Origin of the sequence: Vibrio sp. Isolate33 (genome assembly GCF_022397895.1) — a bacterium.
Lineage (GTDB): Bacteria > Pseudomonadota > Gammaproteobacteria > Enterobacterales > Vibrionaceae > Vibrio > Vibrio pomeroyi.
On the sequence record NZ_JAKEUP010000027.1, the window covers coordinates 30,605 to 46,762 of the forward strand.

Here is a 16,158-nt window from a genome sequence, read left to right on the forward strand (position 1 = left end):
ACCGTTTCCGCCATAAAGGACGGGTATATGTGGCAACAAGGATTTGTATTAGCGATTTTGCTCGGCATCATTACTTGCCTGCTCGTTACCCGTATTAAGCCAAGCTTTATCTTTGCTGGCGCGGCGTTCATTGCTTTTATGGGCGGCATGATCGATCTATCGAGCCTAGCCAATAACTTCACTAACTCATCGTTACTGACTTTAATTCTTCTTATCCTCGCATCAAGTGCGTTGGAGAAAACTCGCTTAATCAGCTGGGTTAGCCGCAATATCTCTGAAGGTCGGCTAGGCACAGTGGTTGCGAAGTTGGGTATTTCCACAGCGCTACTTTCTTCTTTTACTAATAATACGGCAGTGGTTGTCTCTTTGATCGGGGCGATCAAACGTAATCAACAGCACGCGCCATCTAAGTTACTTATACCTTTGTCATACGCCGCCATCTTGGGTGGAACACTGACATTGATCGGCACCTCAACCAACTTGATCATCAATAGCTTTGTTGAAGATGCTGGACTGCCGAGCTTGAACTTTTTCACACCCACCTTGATCGGTTTAGCGGTTTTGGTCGGCGGCGTGTTGATCCTGATTCCTCTTAGCTACTTTCTACCAAGCTACGATGATGGATCTCAAGATGATCTACCTTACTTCTTAGAAGCCAGAGTTGAGCCAGGCTCTCCGTTAGTTGGCCGCAGTGTGAGTGAGAACAACCTAAGAGCATTGAGAAAACTGTTCTTAGCGGAAGTGATTCGCGACGGTAAAACAACCGCGTCGATTGACCCTGACTTTATACTGCAAGCTCGTGACCGACTGCTGTTTTGTGGTGATGTAGAGAGTGTTGCAACGTTGCAAGAAATTCAAGGCTTAACCCTGTTTGGTCAACACCATTTGAACGGTCAGAGTTTTGTCGAAGTGGTGGTGAGCTCATCGGCAAGCTTCTGTAATAAAACCTTGAAAACCAGTCAGTTTAGAGACCGTTTCGATGCAGTTGTAGTCGCGATTCGTCGTGGTCATGAACGCCTTGAAGGTGGTCTTGGAAATATCACACTGACTGCTGGTGACACCTTAATTTTAGTACCTGGTAAGCGTTTTGAAGAGCAACGTCAGCAACACAACAAAGAGTTTGTGTTGATGAATGACTTGGATTCGAGTGCCAAGCTTGATGCTGACAAATCGACATTAGTGTTATTGGGTTTTGCTAGCGTGATTGGTTTAGCGCTTGTTGATGTCGTGCCGATTATCAAAGGGCTCGCAGGCTTCTTACTATTGCTGGTGGCATTTGGTGTGGTGCAGCTTGGTGAACTTCGTCGCCGTTTTCCGGTTGATATTGTGGTGATTGTTGGCTCAGCCCTATCTATTGCTCAACTGATGATTTCATCGGGCTTGTCTGAACGTATGGGGTTGATGTTCATGGAAGCCTTTAATGGTTGGGGTGTATTCGGGGCATTAGTCGCGACCTATTTCATGACCTTGGTGTTGACCGAACTGGTTACTAATAATGCGGCTGCAGCGCTTTCATTTCCTATCGGCTACAGCATGGCGGTAGGTTATGGCGTCGACCCAATGCCGTTCATTATGGCGGTTTTGTTTGGTGCGAGTGCTAGCTTCATTTCGCCATACGGCTACCAAACCAACTTACTTGTTTATAGCGTAGGTAATTACCACCTCACGGATTATCTACGTATCGGTATCCCAATCTCGATTGTTTACTCGGGCTTGGTACTGACCCTAATTCCTTACTTTTTCCCATTTTAATGCTGTTTATTTAAAGGACTAATTATGACCGCAGTACTCAAACCAAAAGATGAGAATGTTGTGTGGCATCAACACTCGATTGATAAAGCATTTCGCTCTAATCTGAAATCACAAAAACCAGCCGTGCTCTGGTTCACGGGGTTGTCTGGTTCTGGGAAGTCGACAGTCGCTGGAGCATTAGAAAATCGCTTGGCACAGCTTGGTTACCATACTTACTTATTGGATGGTGACAATGTGCGTCATGGCTTATGTAGCGACCTTGGCTTTTCTGAGCAAGACCGTAGAGAGAATATTCGTCGTATCGGTGAGCTCGCTAAATTGATGGCGGATGCAGGCTTGATCGTGTTGTCAGCGTTTATTTCTCCTCACCAAGCGGAAAGACAGTTGGTACGTGATTTACTGCCGGAAGGTGAGTTTCTTGAGGTGTTTGTGAACACACCACTTGAGGTATGTGAACAACGTGACCCTAAAGGTTTGTATAAGAAAGCACGCGCTGGAGAAATCCCGAACTTCACGGGTATTAGCTCAGCTTACGAGGCGCCACAGAATCCAGAGATAGATCTACCTGCGGGTGAGAAGACGCTCGATGAGTTGGTCGAACTGTGTATTGATGCTTTAGAGAAGCGTAATATTTTAGCCAATTGAGATCGCTGGTATGACTAAGGCTGCTCAGCTATTTATCTGTTTATTGCCAACGGATAAATAGCACAGCCTTGGTTTACCGAGACAAGAAACCTATCCTCTAGATTATCTTCATTCTTCTCAATACTTTCACACCGTCTATTTCCCAGACTCTATTATCTAGACGGTGTAGTTCACACTGCTTTTCACTTCTGTCTGCACCGTGAATTTTTGGCTCAATAGCGCAATCAACTGGTCGTAGTACTGCATGTTGGGTTTGTTGCCAAGTAAGGTACACAGTTCGTTGCCTGTTGGGCTGAAGCGGTAGTAAACCAACTTCACTCCTTTGGATATCGGCGCCAGTGACATGCTCTTACCTTGATAGGTCAGGTGCAGTGCTGGGTCGAAATCAATCTCACCAGACTCTAACTCTGTACCCAGAATAATGCCGAGTTCAATTAAGTGGAGTAGGCTGGAGTAGGGCAGGTTATGCCCACCAAGGTTGATGGTGTTGGTGGTGTCTCTCTTACCAAAGCTGAACAGTCCAGCATGGGATTTAAATCCAAGTAATAGCTTCCTGCTGTTATCACTACCAAAACTGCAGCCTAATGAAGCCGCTCTTTGTAAGGTCAGTGCTTCCTTTGGCGTCATGTCTTTTAAGATTTGCAGTGCCTTCATCGAAGTCGAGCCTGGATTGGTGACTTCTCTTTTCAACACCTGAGCCCATAGTCTTTGCATCGAGGTATTGTGGATCTCTTGCGCCATATCGAAAAAGCGGTACAGCCAGTCCTGATCTGGGTCTCCAGCCGCTTCATCTTTACATGAAGAGTGTGCCAGTTTCAGGATCTGCTCTAAGTTCTTTTGGCGTAATTCCTTGCGTTTCTTCTCTCGTAATAACGCTCGCTCAATCAGTGTGCTAGCGGCTTTATCGTTCGCTTTCTCGCTATGACTGATTAAGGAATCTAAACCGAAGCTTTGGGCAATGTGCAGCATTCGACTGGCACTGTCGGCAATATGAGGTTTTTTCTCATGCTTATGCTGTGTGTCGCTAGCATGCTCAATGATCACTGGCTGTTTGGTTTCTGACATAAGAGTTCCGTTAGGATGTGACTTAATACCAATCGTAGTTATTCATTGCTCGCCCTAGCTTGTTGCAACGCCATTTCTGAACACTTACTTACTGTGATTGATATAACTGTCTAAAATGTAACTCTTTATCTGATTGGTGGCTAGATTTTGCGTGCAGAGTTGAAGACTTCAACAAAATTTTACTTTTGCTAATGATAATAAAATGTTAAATTTGTTGTAATTCTCAAGGAGGAGTTATGAATCAAGTCAATGATAACAAGCTGAAGAAACAGCTTAGCATAGGGTTATTACTCGTTACTTATGTAGCTGTTCTAGCTTATTTGTCTAATTACATCGCGTAATCTAGTCAAACAATATCGTTATTAAACTGTTATTGAATGATATCTTTTATTCAGTGACGGCAGCTCATCCTTGAGCCACCCTTCTAATGACTACATGTCGTCATATTCTTCTATCGCAGTACCTTCAATAAGATAACCAGTCTGAGCTAAGTCGTGACTGATCGATTCTGTTTTCAGCGTACCGACCAAATAGATCACATCCCATAGTTGCTGAATGGGTGCACCTTGCGGGAACTTCACGTAGATAATCTGGTTTGGTGGCGGTGGCGGCACGTGGATACATGCGCCAAAGTATGGCACCAACAGAAACTCAGTGATCATGTTCTCATCGCCTTCCAATGGAATCACAAAGCCCGGGATCTTAACCTTGCTGCCGTTTAACTCAGGGCGAACCGCACCAAGTGTCGATTGCTGAGGTTTTTCCATGCTGTTGTGGTCTACCATCGGCATACCAAACGAATCTAGTTGAGCGCGCTCTGATTCTGGAATTAAGTCAATCCATTCGAGTGTTAATACCGATTCCTCATTCTGAGTGGTGTCAGCGTGAGCTGTGCTGATAAATGGGAACATAAGTAGCCCAAGTATCAGTAGGAATTTGCGTTGCATCGTAGGTTCCTGTTTTAGATTCGAATAGTCATGCCATCAGATAACGACTGACGGTAAGCCCTGAAAGCGGGAATAAAGCCGATAATGATTCCGGCAACTTGTACCAACATAAGCAGTTTCCACTCATGCGGTGTGATTGCGGATATCGATATGTTGATACCATAACTTTGTTGCACAATAGGAGCAACTACTGCGATCAGAGCAAACAACACGGCTACGCCCAATGTAATGCCTAAGAAGGTCAGGGCACTGGCTTCACTAATCAATAGACCAAACACATGACGAGGTCTTGCCCCCATCGCACGCAGAATAGCCATCTCGCGACGTCTTTCTTGCAAGCTCGTTAGTAGACTACTTAGCATCCCCAGTAAACCGGCGACCACAACAAATCCTGAAACAATCAGCAATGCTTGTTCTGCTACGGCCATCATGCCCCATAATTCATGCAGAGCAATGCCCGGCATAATTGCGCTCAACGGTTCTTGGCGGTAGTTGTTGATTTCTCTTTGCAGTGCAAAGGTTTGAATCTTCGAGTTCAGTCCAAGCATCATTGCGGTGATTTGCTGAGGCTGGAAATCGTAGGTCTTCAAGGTTTCGGCATCTGGTGTGTGGCCTAAATTAGCACCCGACTCCCAGCCAACGTGAATCGCTTCGATTGCCTCTAATGATACGTGTACAGTTTTGTCTACCGGCGTTCCGGTTGGTGCGAGTATCCCGACAATCTTGAAGGGCAGGTTATCGTGACGGCTGAACGCCACATCACTGATACCGTGTGCAAGAATGATTTGGTCACCGATTGTGTAATCCAGTTTCTTCGCGACATCGGCACCAATCACCACATCAAACAGCTGCTCAAACTCTTTACCTTGTTGGAAGGTAAGTAACTGCTTACTTCCATAGCGATAGTTTTCAAAGTAGCTATGGTTGGTACCCATCACGCGAAAGCCTTTGTGAGAGTCGCCCAGTGAAATAGGGATCGCCCACTTTACTGCGTTATGTTGGCTAAATTCTTGATAGCTTTTCCAGTCGATATTGTTGGTCGCATTACCGATTCGAAATACAGAGTAGAGCAGAAGGTTTACCTGGCCAGAACGGCCACCGACGATCAGATCAGTACCTGAAATAGTATTCGCAAAGCTGCTCTTGGCTTCGGTTCTCACGCGCTCAACACCGAGCAATAGAATGACAGACACCGCCACGGTAAGAATAGTCAGAATGGCAGTGGCTTTACGATTGAGTACGCTTTTTAAGGCTAAGTGAGTAATTACTTTCATACGACAACCTTAGCTTGGTTAACGGTTTTTAAATCTATGGTTCGAGTGAACAATTTTTCGAGTGTTGGATCGTGACTCACAAAGATGAGAGTAGAACCTGCTTGGTTGGCTTGTTCTAGCAACAGTTCGATAAAAGCTTCTCGGTTGTCATGATCCAATGCGGATGTTGGTTCATCTGCAATGATAATTTTAGGTTGGCCGATGAGGGCACGAGCCGCGGCGACACGTTGTTGTTGGCCAATACTCAGCTCAGTAACAGGTTTATCCATTAGGGCTTGAGGCAGCTTTAGTCGCAACAATAGGTCTTGAGCAGTGGCTTGCAGGCTGTTCTTACTTTCTGTGACTTGTTGCTTGCGAATAGTTGAGAACTGGCAAGGAAGCGTCACGTTGTCGATGACTGATAGGTAAGGAAGCAGGTTAAATTGTTGGAAGATATAACCTATGTGGTCGGCTCTGAATTTGTCTCTTTGACGAGGTGTAAGCTGAGTCAGGTCTTGGCCTAAGATAGAGATTTCACCTTGTTCGGCTTGGTTGATTCCAGTCAGCAGGCCTAACAATGTTGATTTGCCACAACCACTTGGTCCTTTTATGAAAAGGTGCTCTTGAGCTTGGATGTGCAGAGAAGGGATCTCTAGTGTTGGTGGTAATTCTGGCTTCCAACGAAAGCTAATATTTTCGAGTTTGACCACAAGTGATGAACTGTCAGAAGACATGCGAGCTCCAATAATTAAAGCGGTGTATCTACTGGACAGCAATTAGCAGCATAAATTCCCTAGAGCACACCGATTTGAACAGCCAAGTAAGTAGGTACTTACTTGGCTGCTTATTTACGTTTAATCCGATCTAGGCGTGATTAGAATCGGAAACTAATACGCTCCGCGTTAAGTACTTCTTGCACTTGAGCAGTGTCTGTTAGTAGGTTCACCGTCATTTTTTCAGTGTTGTTGAACTTAGAGAACCACTGAGTGCTAACTGTGTCTAGCTTAGCAACGTCTGAACATTCATAGTGGTACTCAACAGTGAACTCACCGTGGCCACCTTCTGAGTGGTCATGGCCTTCATGGTCGTGGTGGTCGTGACCTTCGTGGTCGTCATGATCGTGCTCAGCGTGGTCATGGTCTTTGTGGTCGTCATGATCGTGCTCAGCATGGTCATGGTCTTTGTGGTCGTCATGATCGTGTTCAGCATGGTCATGGCCTTCGTGGTCATCATGACCGTGTTCAGCGTGGTCGTGGCCTTCATGATCATCATGATCGCCTTCTAGCGTGTTAGTCACTGATTTAAATTTCAGAGTACAGCTCGCATTGTTAAAGCTAAACAGCTCGTCTGGCTTGTTCAGTTGTGCGATAGCTCGCTCAAACACTTTCTTTTGCTCATCGGTTTCTGGAGCATGTTCAAAGCCAACCACATCGGCACCTGGCGCTGTTACTTCAACAAGCAGTTCTTGTCCATCTTGAGCGATGTTTACTTCAACTTGACCATGTACGTGTGCACCATGAGAGCGGAATTCTTCGTTTGCTAGAACATTAGTAGAGACAGTCATGCCGATAACAACGGCTAAAATAGAAGGTTTCATGTTTTGTTTCCTGAATAAAGGTTAATTAAAAAGTAGTGGTAATTAAGTGTTTTTGACAGGAGGAGAGCGCGCTAGATAGGCGAAATAGAGGCGCTGTAGTGAGGTTACTGACTCTGTGATAACGGCAGTAAACTCTGAATGAAACTCTGGAACTTGTGGCAGCGAGTGCGCAGTAATGAACTGATTTATCGAAAACAGCTCACAGTGATGCGAGGTATGGTGCTCTGGGTCAATATCCACCATGTGTGTTGCGGCTAACACGCTTAGCATGAGCATCAGCCCAAGCAAGAAGCCTGTTTTGCGTTTCACATTGTTGGGTGTGTCTTGCCACATGAGGATGATTAACCACAGAATAAAAAAAGGATACTGTTACAATATAACAATATCCTTTGATAAGGTCTCGAAAAAGAGGTGAATATCTGATTAAAGACTCGCTTTAATCAATTCAATGACTTGCGTGACCTCTGATTCGTTAAGCGCACCTTCTTTAACAAACAAGATTTTTCCTTGTTTGTCCTGAACGATAATCGCTGAGCTCTCTTCTTTCAGAGCCCAAGATGAAGCAACGCTGCCATCTTCGTCTAACACCATAGAAGACCATGGAAATTCTTCTTTGCTGCTTTCTGCTGACGATTTAACAAAAGAACCCGTACCCCAGATAGCATCATCTTGGTTGATGATGGTGGTGGTTTGATAGCTGTCTTCTGAGAACTTCGATGCTGTGATGGCTGCCATCAATGGTGCGTTGAGCTCTTTAGAGCTGCTACGGCCAGCGATAGCTTGAACGACACGAACTTTACCTAGGAGATTGCTGGTTGCCCAAGCTTGATATCCGGTATTACCGTCGTTTAGAACGATTTCACCATAGTTGCTAACATCGACAGCAGGTAGAGTTGAACCTACAGATAGATTGTGGGCATTGGCGAAGAGTGGAGAGGCTGCGGCTAGAAAAGCCAGTAGAGTTTTGTTTTTCATTATATTTTTGTTCCGCTTATTGGTTTGCACTGGAAGTATAATATGAAATTTGAAAAATGCCTCTTTAACTTTTTTATCGTACGATGTAGAAATAAGTTGCAGGCTTGTTACCAAAAGGTATAATGCATCAATATCAAGATGAACAATAGATTATCTTGCTGTTTGCTAAAGGAATTAGCGATTAAATGTGCTTTGAATGCGGTGATGTTCAGGTGCGTGACTGTAGTACTCAAATGGAATTGAGGTTGTATTATGTTAAGAAAATTTTCTACTTACCGCCCACATCAGGTGGCGCGTTTCGTTAAAGTCCTGTTCAAGGGCCAGTTTGCCATCGAAGGTGTTGGAGAGTTTCGCTTCGACCACGGCAAGGTGCTTCTTCCTGAAGTGTCAGACAAACAAAAGCTTACTATTTTTAAAGAAGTGAACGGCACGATTGCTGCTCTGCCTATGTAATACCAATCGTAGTAAATAACTGAGCTTTATTGATTGGTCTTGCTTCAAATAGATTAACAACGAAAAGGGCTTCCTAATGGAAGCCCTTTTTTAATGGATATCGTTTGAGATAAGGTGCCTAAATGCCCTCTATTGTGGCGGGAAGCAAACCCCCGTACCACCTAGTCCGCAGTAACCGTTAGGGTTTTTAGCTAGGTATTGCTGGTGGTAGGTTTCAGCAAAAAAATATTTTCCCGCAGGTAGAACTTCCGTCGTGATCTCGTTGCCTAAAGATTCAGTCATTGCTCTTTGATATTCTTGTCTAGAGTGCTCGGCAATAGACTGTTGTTCTTCGCTGAAAGTGTAGATAGCGGAGCGGTATTGAGTTCCCAAGTCGTTGCCTTGGCGCATGCCTTGAGTTGGGTCATGACGTTCCCAGAAAGTCTCTAGTATTCGAGCTAAAGAGGTTTGTTCGCTATCGAAAATGACACGAACGACTTCAGTGTGGCCAGTTTGGCCTGTACACACTTGCTCATAAGTTGGGTTGACTGTGTATCCGCCCGCGTAGCCAACGGATGTTGAAATCACGCCATCTAATTGCCAAAACAAACGCTCAGCTCCCCAGAAGCACCCCATACCAAGCAGGACTTCTTGTTGGGAACCTGTCGGAGCATCGAGTAAGTCAGTTTGATTGACGAAGTGGCGCTCAGTAATTCGGATTGGGTCAGCATTTCCCAGTAATGCGGTTGCTGCAGAAACCAGTTGTTGTTTGTTTAGCATGTTATATTCCTTTTCGCATACGTTTACCGCGTTGGCTTTTATGAACGGTAGGCTCATATTAACTGTTGGTTTATATTGATTAAGTCTTTAAATTAGACCGCGTTATTACCAGATTTATTACAGACTCAATGCCTTTTTAGCGGTATTATTTCTTTTCACTTATTAACGTATTGATAACTTCTTCACCAATTAAACATGATAAGAAAAACTTTACCAGTTCTGATTGGCACTCTACTGTCATCGACGCTCGCTTTCGCTGACGTTTCCCTTGAAATTAAAGGGCTAGATGGAGCGCTTGAGGATAATGTTGATGCTTATCTGAGTGCAGTCCCTGAAGAAGAGTATGCCGTTTCTCTAAGGTTCCAATCTCGCGTGGAATCTATGATAAAAGAAGCGTTGAATGCGTTAGGCTACTACCAACCGACGATCACTTTCACTCACTCTGAAGACGACACCGAATTGACCGTTACGGTTGAGAAGGGGGAGCCTGTTCTTATTTATACTTCAGATATTGTGCTGAGTGGTGAAGCTGAAGACGATCCCGACTTTCTGGCGTTGATCGCTAAGAGCAACTTGTCTAAAGGTTCAATCCTGAATCACGGTAACTATGATTCCTTAAAATCGTCGATACGTAACCTTGGATTAGCGAAAGGCTATTTTGATGGTTCGTATGAGGTCAGCAAACTCGAGGTTGCCCCTGAGTTAAACCGTGCTTATGTGCGCCTTCATTATAACAGTGGTATCCGTTATCACTTTGGCACCACACAGGTTACCGGTAGCCAAATCGAAGACGATAGAGTGCAATCGCTTAAACCCTTTGAGGATGGCGAACCTTACTCCATCACCAAAGTCGGTGAGTACAACCAAAACCTGTCTAATACGGATTGGTTCTCTTCGGTGTTTGTTGAACCCGACTTAAGCCAGCTCGGTGAAGGTCGTGAAATTCCGATGAAGGTGAGCCTGGCTCCGCAAGCGCGTAACCAAATCGAAACGGGTATCGGTGTATCAACCGACCTTGGTGTTAAAGGTACCCTCAAATGGAAAAAACCTTGGGTTAACGCTCAAGGCCATAGCTTCAATAGCAGCTTATCGATCTCCAAACCTGAGCAGACGATTACCGCAGCCTACAAAATCCCGTTGGACGACGTGCTTAATGACTATTATCAAATTAAGTACGGAATGAAGAATCTAGACAACCGTGATACCAAAAGTTTGGAGTCGAACTTAGCCTTAGAAAGATATTGGCGTTTGGATAATGGCTGGCAACGTACTGTGTTCATTCGATACTTGGTCGAAAACTATGAGCAAGGTTTGCAAGATGACTTGGCGCAATTCGTATTGCCGGGCATCTCTTTCTCACGAACTCGAACGCGTGGTGGTTCTATGCCTATGTGGGGCGATAAGCAAACCATCATGCTTGAAGCGGGTGATGACACCTTGTTGTCTGAAACCAAGGTGGTGCGTTTCCAAGGGCAAACGGCATGGATCCGAAGCATTGGTAATAATCATCGTGGCTTAACTCGACTTCAATTTGGCGGTAACTTTGCCGATGAATTTGAAAAGCTGTCACCCTCGCTGAGGTTCTTTGCTGGTGGTGATAACAGCATTCGTGGTTATGGTTATGAATCCATCTCTCCTCGTGATGAAAGTGACGCATTAACAGGTGCAAAATTCCTTGCTACCAGCTCATTTGAATACCAATACCGCTTAGTTGGAAATTGGTGGGGCGCAGCTTTCTACGATATCGGTGATGCATTTAATGATAAGCCAGATTGGAAACGCGGCACTGGCGTCGGGGTTCGTTGGGCATCGCCTGTCGGTCCTGTGAGTTTAGATTTTGCTTGGGGTCTAGATGCGAAGAAAGGCGATGAGTTCCAACTGCACTTTAGTTTAGGGCCAGAATTATGATCAAAGTGATGGGCAAATGCATTAAGTGGACGTCGATTTCATTGACGTCTATTTTGCTGTTGTTGATAGCCCTGCTCGGTTTTGTATTGTTCACCAATCCAGGGTTGAACACAGTGCTATGGGGCGCTGAAAAAGCATTGCCACAACTGAAAGTGGAGAGCACCAAAGGGGCTCTGTTCCCAAGTTTCACGCTTAATAACGTTCAGTTTAAAGATGATAGCTTGCATATCGATACCAAGGTTCAAAAGCTGAACTTGGCTATTAATCCTCGCTGTTTACTCGATCCTAAGTTATGTGTCGACCGCTTAGCGATTCAAGGTTTGGACTTCGCATTTACGGAATTACCTCCAGCCTCTGAAGAAGAAACTGAACCGACTCCGCCAGTGACATCGGTGAAAACGCCGCTACCAATCGTGATCAACCGTATTGCTTTGTCTGATATCAAACTGAATATCTTGGGGCATGAGATTGAATGGGGTTTGTTTTCAACGGCGTTGAGTATGCAGGGTGAAAAGCTGACGGTATCGCCAACCTTATTCAATGATCTGAAAGTTAAGCTCGCAGAGTCGACTGAAGAATCTCCAGATGAAACGGCAGAACCAGAAGCAGCTGTTAAAACAGCGATTGAACTGCCTGAAGTCTGGATTCCGTTACAGGTTGTTCTGGAGCGTTTTGACCTCAATCGTTTCACCTTAGAACAAGAAACTCCGATTGTGGTAAACCACCTTGGACTTGAAGCTCGAGCGGGCGAAAATACGGTCGAAGTTTCCACTCTTGAACTCGATATGCCACAAGCAAGTGCAAACCTTGCGGCTAAAGTTGAGCTTAAAGACGGCTACCCATTAGAGCTTTCTTTAGATGCATTAGTGAAAGAAACCGATCTTGCGGGTCAGAAGTTATCACTGAAAGCAGAAGGCAGCGTGGCTAAGCTACAGCTCGATTCGCAGTTTTCTGACTTGATAGAAGCAAAGCTCTCTGGAGAACTTCAACCTTTAGAGCCGACTCTGCCATTTGACCTTCTTTTAGAAGATGGTCAAGCGCAATGGCCTCTTTCAGGTAAAAGTGATTACCAAGCTGCAATTGAAAAATTCAAAGCCGACGGCTCATTAGATGGCTTTAATGTGCAGCTTAAAGGTGAAGCGGATGGTAAGGAGATACCGGCCTTAACCATAGACCTAGAGGGAAAGGGCACCACAGAACAGATTGAACTTGAGCGCTTAAAACTGAACACGCTGGGTGGTGAACTCAATGGTGTGGTTAAAGCGAACTGGAAGAAGCTTGTTAACTGGCAAGCCGATGTGACGTTGAAGGATATTCAGCCAGGTCTGCAATGGCCAGAAGCTGAAGGTAACATTAGCGGCAGCATCGTTACTTCTGGTGAGTTGACCGAAGCGGGCGGTTGGGCAATTGAGCTGCCTAAGTTGGATATTGAAGGGATCTTGAGAGAATACCCTCTGGATATCGAAGGCCAGTTGTCAGCGTCGGATCGCAGCGCGAGTGGTGAACCTAAACTGAAAACCAGCGGCTTGAGCTTGGCTCACGGGGTGAACTCGATTAAGGCGCTGGGTGAGCTTGATAAACAATGGGACATGGGCGTTGATATCTTCTTCCCTGATCTCGCACGAAGTGTTCCTGAGTTGAAAGGTAGAGTGATTGGTAACATCCAACTTAGCGGCCCAACGAACGAACCTGAAGTCGACCTAGCTTTAAATGTCGATAAGATTGATTGGAATAGCGAGGCAACACTTGAGTCGTTATCACTTAATGGCTCTGTAGTTCCACTGCCATTACCGGAAGCTCAAGCTGACCTTGTATTAAAAGCGAAGAACTTAACCTACCAAGATCAAAGCGTTGAAAGTATCGATTTAACAGTGAATGGCGGTGAGAAGAAGCATACCGTAACACTTGATGTGATATCCGACATCGTGTCGACAAGTTTGGCGATTTCTGGTCAGTTAATTCAGAAACCTTCTCTGATTTGGGATGGCTCGTTAGACAGAGTCAAAATCACCACTCAGCAGGGGCCGTGGGTATTAGACCAACCTGTTGCGATTAAGGCGGATGTCGATAAGCAGTATGCCGACGTTCAAGCACACTGTTGGAAGCAATCGGGTTCGAGCGTGTGTTTGGATGAAGATATTCGAGCCGGGAAATCGGGTGAGGCTAAACTCGCGATTAACCAATTCGACTTCGAGCAAATTAAAGCCTTTGTACCTAAAGAGACGCAATTGCAGGGCTTAGTGAATGCGACCGCTCATGCCAAATGGTTGGAACAAGGTGAACCTGAGGTGACGGTAAGCGTTGATATGCCGAAAGGTCAGGTTGTTCAACAAGTTGGCGAGCCAATCACACTCGGTTGGGAAAGTGTTGCATTAAATGCACAGTTGAAAGACAACCAACTGAACGCCGACTTTAAGCTCGATGTTTCCGACAATGGTGACCTGTCTGGTACGGTGTCGTTACCGGACATTCTTGCTGAAGACAAAATGGTCGATGCGGCAATTAAGCTGACAACTTTCCATTTGGACTTCTTACAGCCAATCCTCGGCGAATACAGTCTGTTGAAGGCCGATCTGGAGAGTGACCTACAGGTAAAAGGTTCTTTGATGCATCCTCAAGTCTTTGGTCAGTTCTCTGTTGATGGCATTCAAGTTAAAGGTGATGTCACACCTGTTGATGTTAAAGACGGCCGTATTGATCTCGATTTTGATGGTTATAGCGCGAAGCTGGATGCCAATGTGGAAACGCCAGATGGTCACCTTGATATTGAAGGCTCAGGGGATTGGCAGGATCTTCAAGCATGGCACTCGAACGTGAGAGTGTTTGCTGATGAGTTGATGGTTGATATACCGCCGATGGTCAAGGTCAAGGTGGTTCCTGACATGACCATTGATGTTACGCCTGAGCTTGCAAAAATCACTGGTGATATCGCATTGCCATGGGGACGTATTGTTGTCGAAGACTTACCACCGTCAGCGGTCGGCGTCTCTTCTGATCAAGTTATCTTGAATAAAGATCTTGAGCCAGAGAATGAAGACACGATTCCATTTAATGTGATGACCAATATTAATATCTCCATTGGTGATGACTTTAAACTGTCTGCTTTCGGCCTTGAAGGTGAGCTGGTGGGTAAACTTAATGTCGCTCAAAAAGACCAAGGTCCATTTATCACCGGTGAGGTAAACATCGTCGATGGTACTTACCAATCATTCGGACAAGACCTGTTGATCGAAGAAGGTAAGATTCTAATGAATGGTCCACCGGATCAGCCATACGTAGCGATCAACGCGATACGTAACCCTGACAACACTCAGGATGACGTGACCGCTGGTATTCGAGTGACAGGCCCAGCGACAGAGCCGACGATTGAGATTTATTCTGACCCTGCAATGCCGCAAGCCAACGCGCTATCTTATATTTTACGTGGCCAAGATATTGATGGTGAGTCGAACGGTTCGATGACAACGACCTTAATTGGTTTGAGCTTAGCGAAGAGCGGTAAGGTTGTTGGCGAAATCGGTGAAGCATTTGGTGTACAAGATCTACAACTGGATACCGCAGGTTCTGGCGATGACTCACAAGTCACGGTAAGTGGTTACATTCTGCCAGGCTTACAGGTGAAGTATGGTGTGGGTATCTTTAACTCGTTGGGTGAGTTTACCGTTCGTTATCGATTAATGCAGGATCTCTACGTTGAAGCCGTATCGGGCTTAGACAGTGCGGTAGACCTCCTCTATCAGTTTGAGTTCGAGTAGAACAGTTTGATTCCGAATAGAGCGGTTTAGGTCGAGAGTGTTTAGCCGTTCATCGAATTGCCGAAATGAATGTCCTATGGAGGGGTTATGCAGCATCTTGTGTTCGTCTATGGCACCTTGAGACAAGGTCAATCCAATCACCACTATTTGCAGGATTGCGAGTTGTTGGGGCGCTTCGATACACCAGGGTCGTTTGCCCTTTTTGATTTAGGTGCCTATCCGGCGATGATTTCTGGAAAGAAAAGTGTCGCTGGCGAGGTCTATATCATTAACGACGAAATTTTGGAGTCGCTCGATCGGCTAGAAGATGTACCTGTTGAGTATCGTCGCGAGCAAATAGAGACTATATTTGGATTAGCATGGGTATATTTGTATCAGCTTGATCTAACAGCTAATAAAGAAATACTTTCGGGTAACTGGTGTAAGCGGAGCAACCCGCTATAGTGAATGAACTACTGGAAGCATTCTGACGTAATAGCTAAAAGTCTCAATGTACAGGCTAGTCTTTTCCATCAGGAGGAAATTATGAAATATCTATTATTGGTGCTATCAGTAATGTTATTTGGTTGTGCGCAAACTCCGCCACCAACGTCAATGAACACAACCGATTGGCAGAGCTTTGGCGAAGAAATGGCGCTAAAAGGAAAAACCAAACAGACTGAAGCAAGTTTGGCTGAAGCCGCGTCTTCACCATCAATTGATGCAGACTTATATGCCGCTTATGGCCAAGGTTATGAAGTGGGTAAAACTCAGTATTGTTCTCAAAACCCAAGAGCGCTAGGACGCCGTGGTGAGACTTACCTTGGTATTTGTGACGATGTCGATAAATGGTTCCGCTTCAACTATGAAAGAGGCGCGGAATCGAAGTTTGATATTCGATAATCTGACGAACAGTTAATTGTGTCTCGTCCTAAAATACGTTGACAGTATTTCTACTAAGCCAACAGCGTCAGCTGTTGGCTTTTTTCATGCACCTCATTTGGAGTTTTCATCCTGAGACTAAGGTGCGGCCTCATATTGTTATAGGTACTTATAGACTCTTTTACTAG

The 16,158-nt window shown here is 45.2% G+C and carries 15 protein-coding genes; 7 read left to right on the plus strand and 8 right to left on the minus strand.

The genetic code is table 11. From position 1 onward, the window contains the following. Nucleotides 1–27 precede the first annotated feature (27 nt). Both L1D37_RS22625 and cysC read left to right on the plus strand, forming a co-directional pair. A complete protein-coding gene (locus L1D37_RS22625; RefSeq protein WP_017632263.1) occupies nucleotides 28–1,752 on the plus strand; it encodes an SLC13 family permease in 1,725 nt (574 codons plus the stop codon). A gap of 24 nt (nucleotides 1,753–1,776) precedes the next feature. Beyond that, nucleotides 1,777–2,397, plus strand: a complete 621-nt coding sequence (gene cysC / locus L1D37_RS22630) for an adenylyl-sulfate kinase (protein WP_176680499.1) — start codon at nucleotides 1,777–1,779, stop codon at nucleotides 2,395–2,397. A gap of 156 nt (nucleotides 2,398–2,553) precedes the next feature. Here the strand turns inward: cysC and L1D37_RS22635 are convergent, their stop codons facing one another. The 7 genes from L1D37_RS22635 to L1D37_RS22665 all read right to left on the minus strand — a co-directional run bounded on the left by L1D37_RS22635 (nucleotide 2,554) and on the right by L1D37_RS22665 (nucleotide 8,234). Then, complete coding sequence (locus L1D37_RS22635) at nucleotides 2,554–3,462, minus strand: TIGR03899 family protein (protein ID WP_176680498.1); 909 nt, start codon at nucleotides 3,460–3,462, stop codon at nucleotides 2,554–2,556. 431 nt (nucleotides 3,463–3,893) lie between these two features. Beyond that, nucleotides 3,894–4,409, minus strand: a complete 516-nt coding sequence (locus L1D37_RS22640; RefSeq protein ID WP_017632266.1) for a DUF3299 domain-containing protein — start codon at nucleotides 4,407–4,409, stop codon at nucleotides 3,894–3,896. Between the two features lie 14 nt (nucleotides 4,410–4,423). Beyond that, on the minus strand, nucleotides 4,424–5,683 hold the full coding sequence (locus L1D37_RS22645) for an FtsX-like permease family protein (protein ID WP_239849223.1): 1,260 nt from the start codon (nucleotides 5,681–5,683) through the stop codon (nucleotides 4,424–4,426). Then, on the minus strand, nucleotides 5,680–6,396 hold the full coding sequence (locus L1D37_RS22650; protein ID WP_239849224.1) for an ABC transporter ATP-binding protein: 717 nt from the start codon (nucleotides 6,394–6,396) through the stop codon (nucleotides 5,680–5,682). The genes L1D37_RS22645 and L1D37_RS22650 overlap by 4 nt, the downstream gene beginning before the upstream one ends. A gap of 140 nt (nucleotides 6,397–6,536) precedes the next feature. Next, complete coding sequence (locus tag L1D37_RS22655; RefSeq protein WP_239849225.1) at nucleotides 6,537–7,259, minus strand: DUF2796 domain-containing protein; 723 nt, start codon at nucleotides 7,257–7,259, stop codon at nucleotides 6,537–6,539. A gap of 42 nt (nucleotides 7,260–7,301) precedes the next feature. Next, a complete protein-coding gene (locus tag L1D37_RS22660) occupies nucleotides 7,302–7,592 on the minus strand; it encodes a DUF2607 family protein (protein ID WP_176680494.1) in 291 nt (96 codons plus the stop codon). Between the two features lie 90 nt (nucleotides 7,593–7,682). After that, a complete protein-coding gene (locus tag L1D37_RS22665; RefSeq protein ID WP_239849226.1) occupies nucleotides 7,683–8,234 on the minus strand; it encodes a YtfJ family protein in 552 nt (183 codons plus the stop codon). A gap of 252 nt (nucleotides 8,235–8,486) precedes the next feature. On the opposite strand from L1D37_RS22665, the gene L1D37_RS22670 reads away from it, so the two are divergent. Next, nucleotides 8,487–8,687: a DUF1107 family protein gene (locus L1D37_RS22670; RefSeq protein ID WP_017632273.1), complete on the plus strand. Its 201-nt coding sequence runs from the start codon at nucleotides 8,487–8,489 to the stop codon at nucleotides 8,685–8,687. Between the two features lie 129 nt (nucleotides 8,688–8,816). Here the strand turns inward: L1D37_RS22670 and msrA are convergent, their stop codons facing one another. After that, complete coding sequence (gene msrA, locus L1D37_RS22675) at nucleotides 8,817–9,446, minus strand: peptide-methionine (S)-S-oxide reductase MsrA (RefSeq protein WP_239849227.1); 630 nt, start codon at nucleotides 9,444–9,446, stop codon at nucleotides 8,817–8,819. 195 nt (nucleotides 9,447–9,641) lie between these two features. On the opposite strand from msrA, the gene L1D37_RS22680 reads away from it, so the two are divergent. From L1D37_RS22680 to L1D37_RS22695, 4 genes are all read left to right on the plus strand, one after another. Then, nucleotides 9,642–11,354 carry an autotransporter assembly complex family protein gene (locus L1D37_RS22680; protein ID WP_239849228.1) on the plus strand — a complete coding sequence of 571 codons (1,713 nt, stop codon included), beginning with the start codon at nucleotides 9,642–9,644 and terminating at the stop codon, nucleotides 11,352–11,354. Continuing rightward, nucleotides 11,351–15,109 (plus strand): translocation/assembly module TamB domain-containing protein, encoded by a 3,759-nt coding sequence (locus L1D37_RS22685; RefSeq protein ID WP_239849229.1) that lies wholly within the window; start codon nucleotides 11,351–11,353, stop codon nucleotides 15,107–15,109. The genes L1D37_RS22680 and L1D37_RS22685 overlap by 4 nt, the downstream gene beginning before the upstream one ends. Nucleotides 15,110–15,196: 87 nt before the next feature. Beyond that, a complete protein-coding gene (locus L1D37_RS22690) occupies nucleotides 15,197–15,553 on the plus strand; it encodes a gamma-glutamylcyclotransferase (RefSeq protein ID WP_239849230.1) in 357 nt (118 codons plus the stop codon). An 81-nt stretch (nucleotides 15,554–15,634) separates the two neighbouring features. Further along, nucleotides 15,635–15,991: a DUF2799 domain-containing protein gene (locus tag L1D37_RS22695; protein ID WP_017633399.1), complete on the plus strand. Its 357-nt coding sequence runs from the start codon at nucleotides 15,635–15,637 to the stop codon at nucleotides 15,989–15,991. The last annotated feature ends 167 nt before the right edge of the window (nucleotides 15,992–16,158 follow it).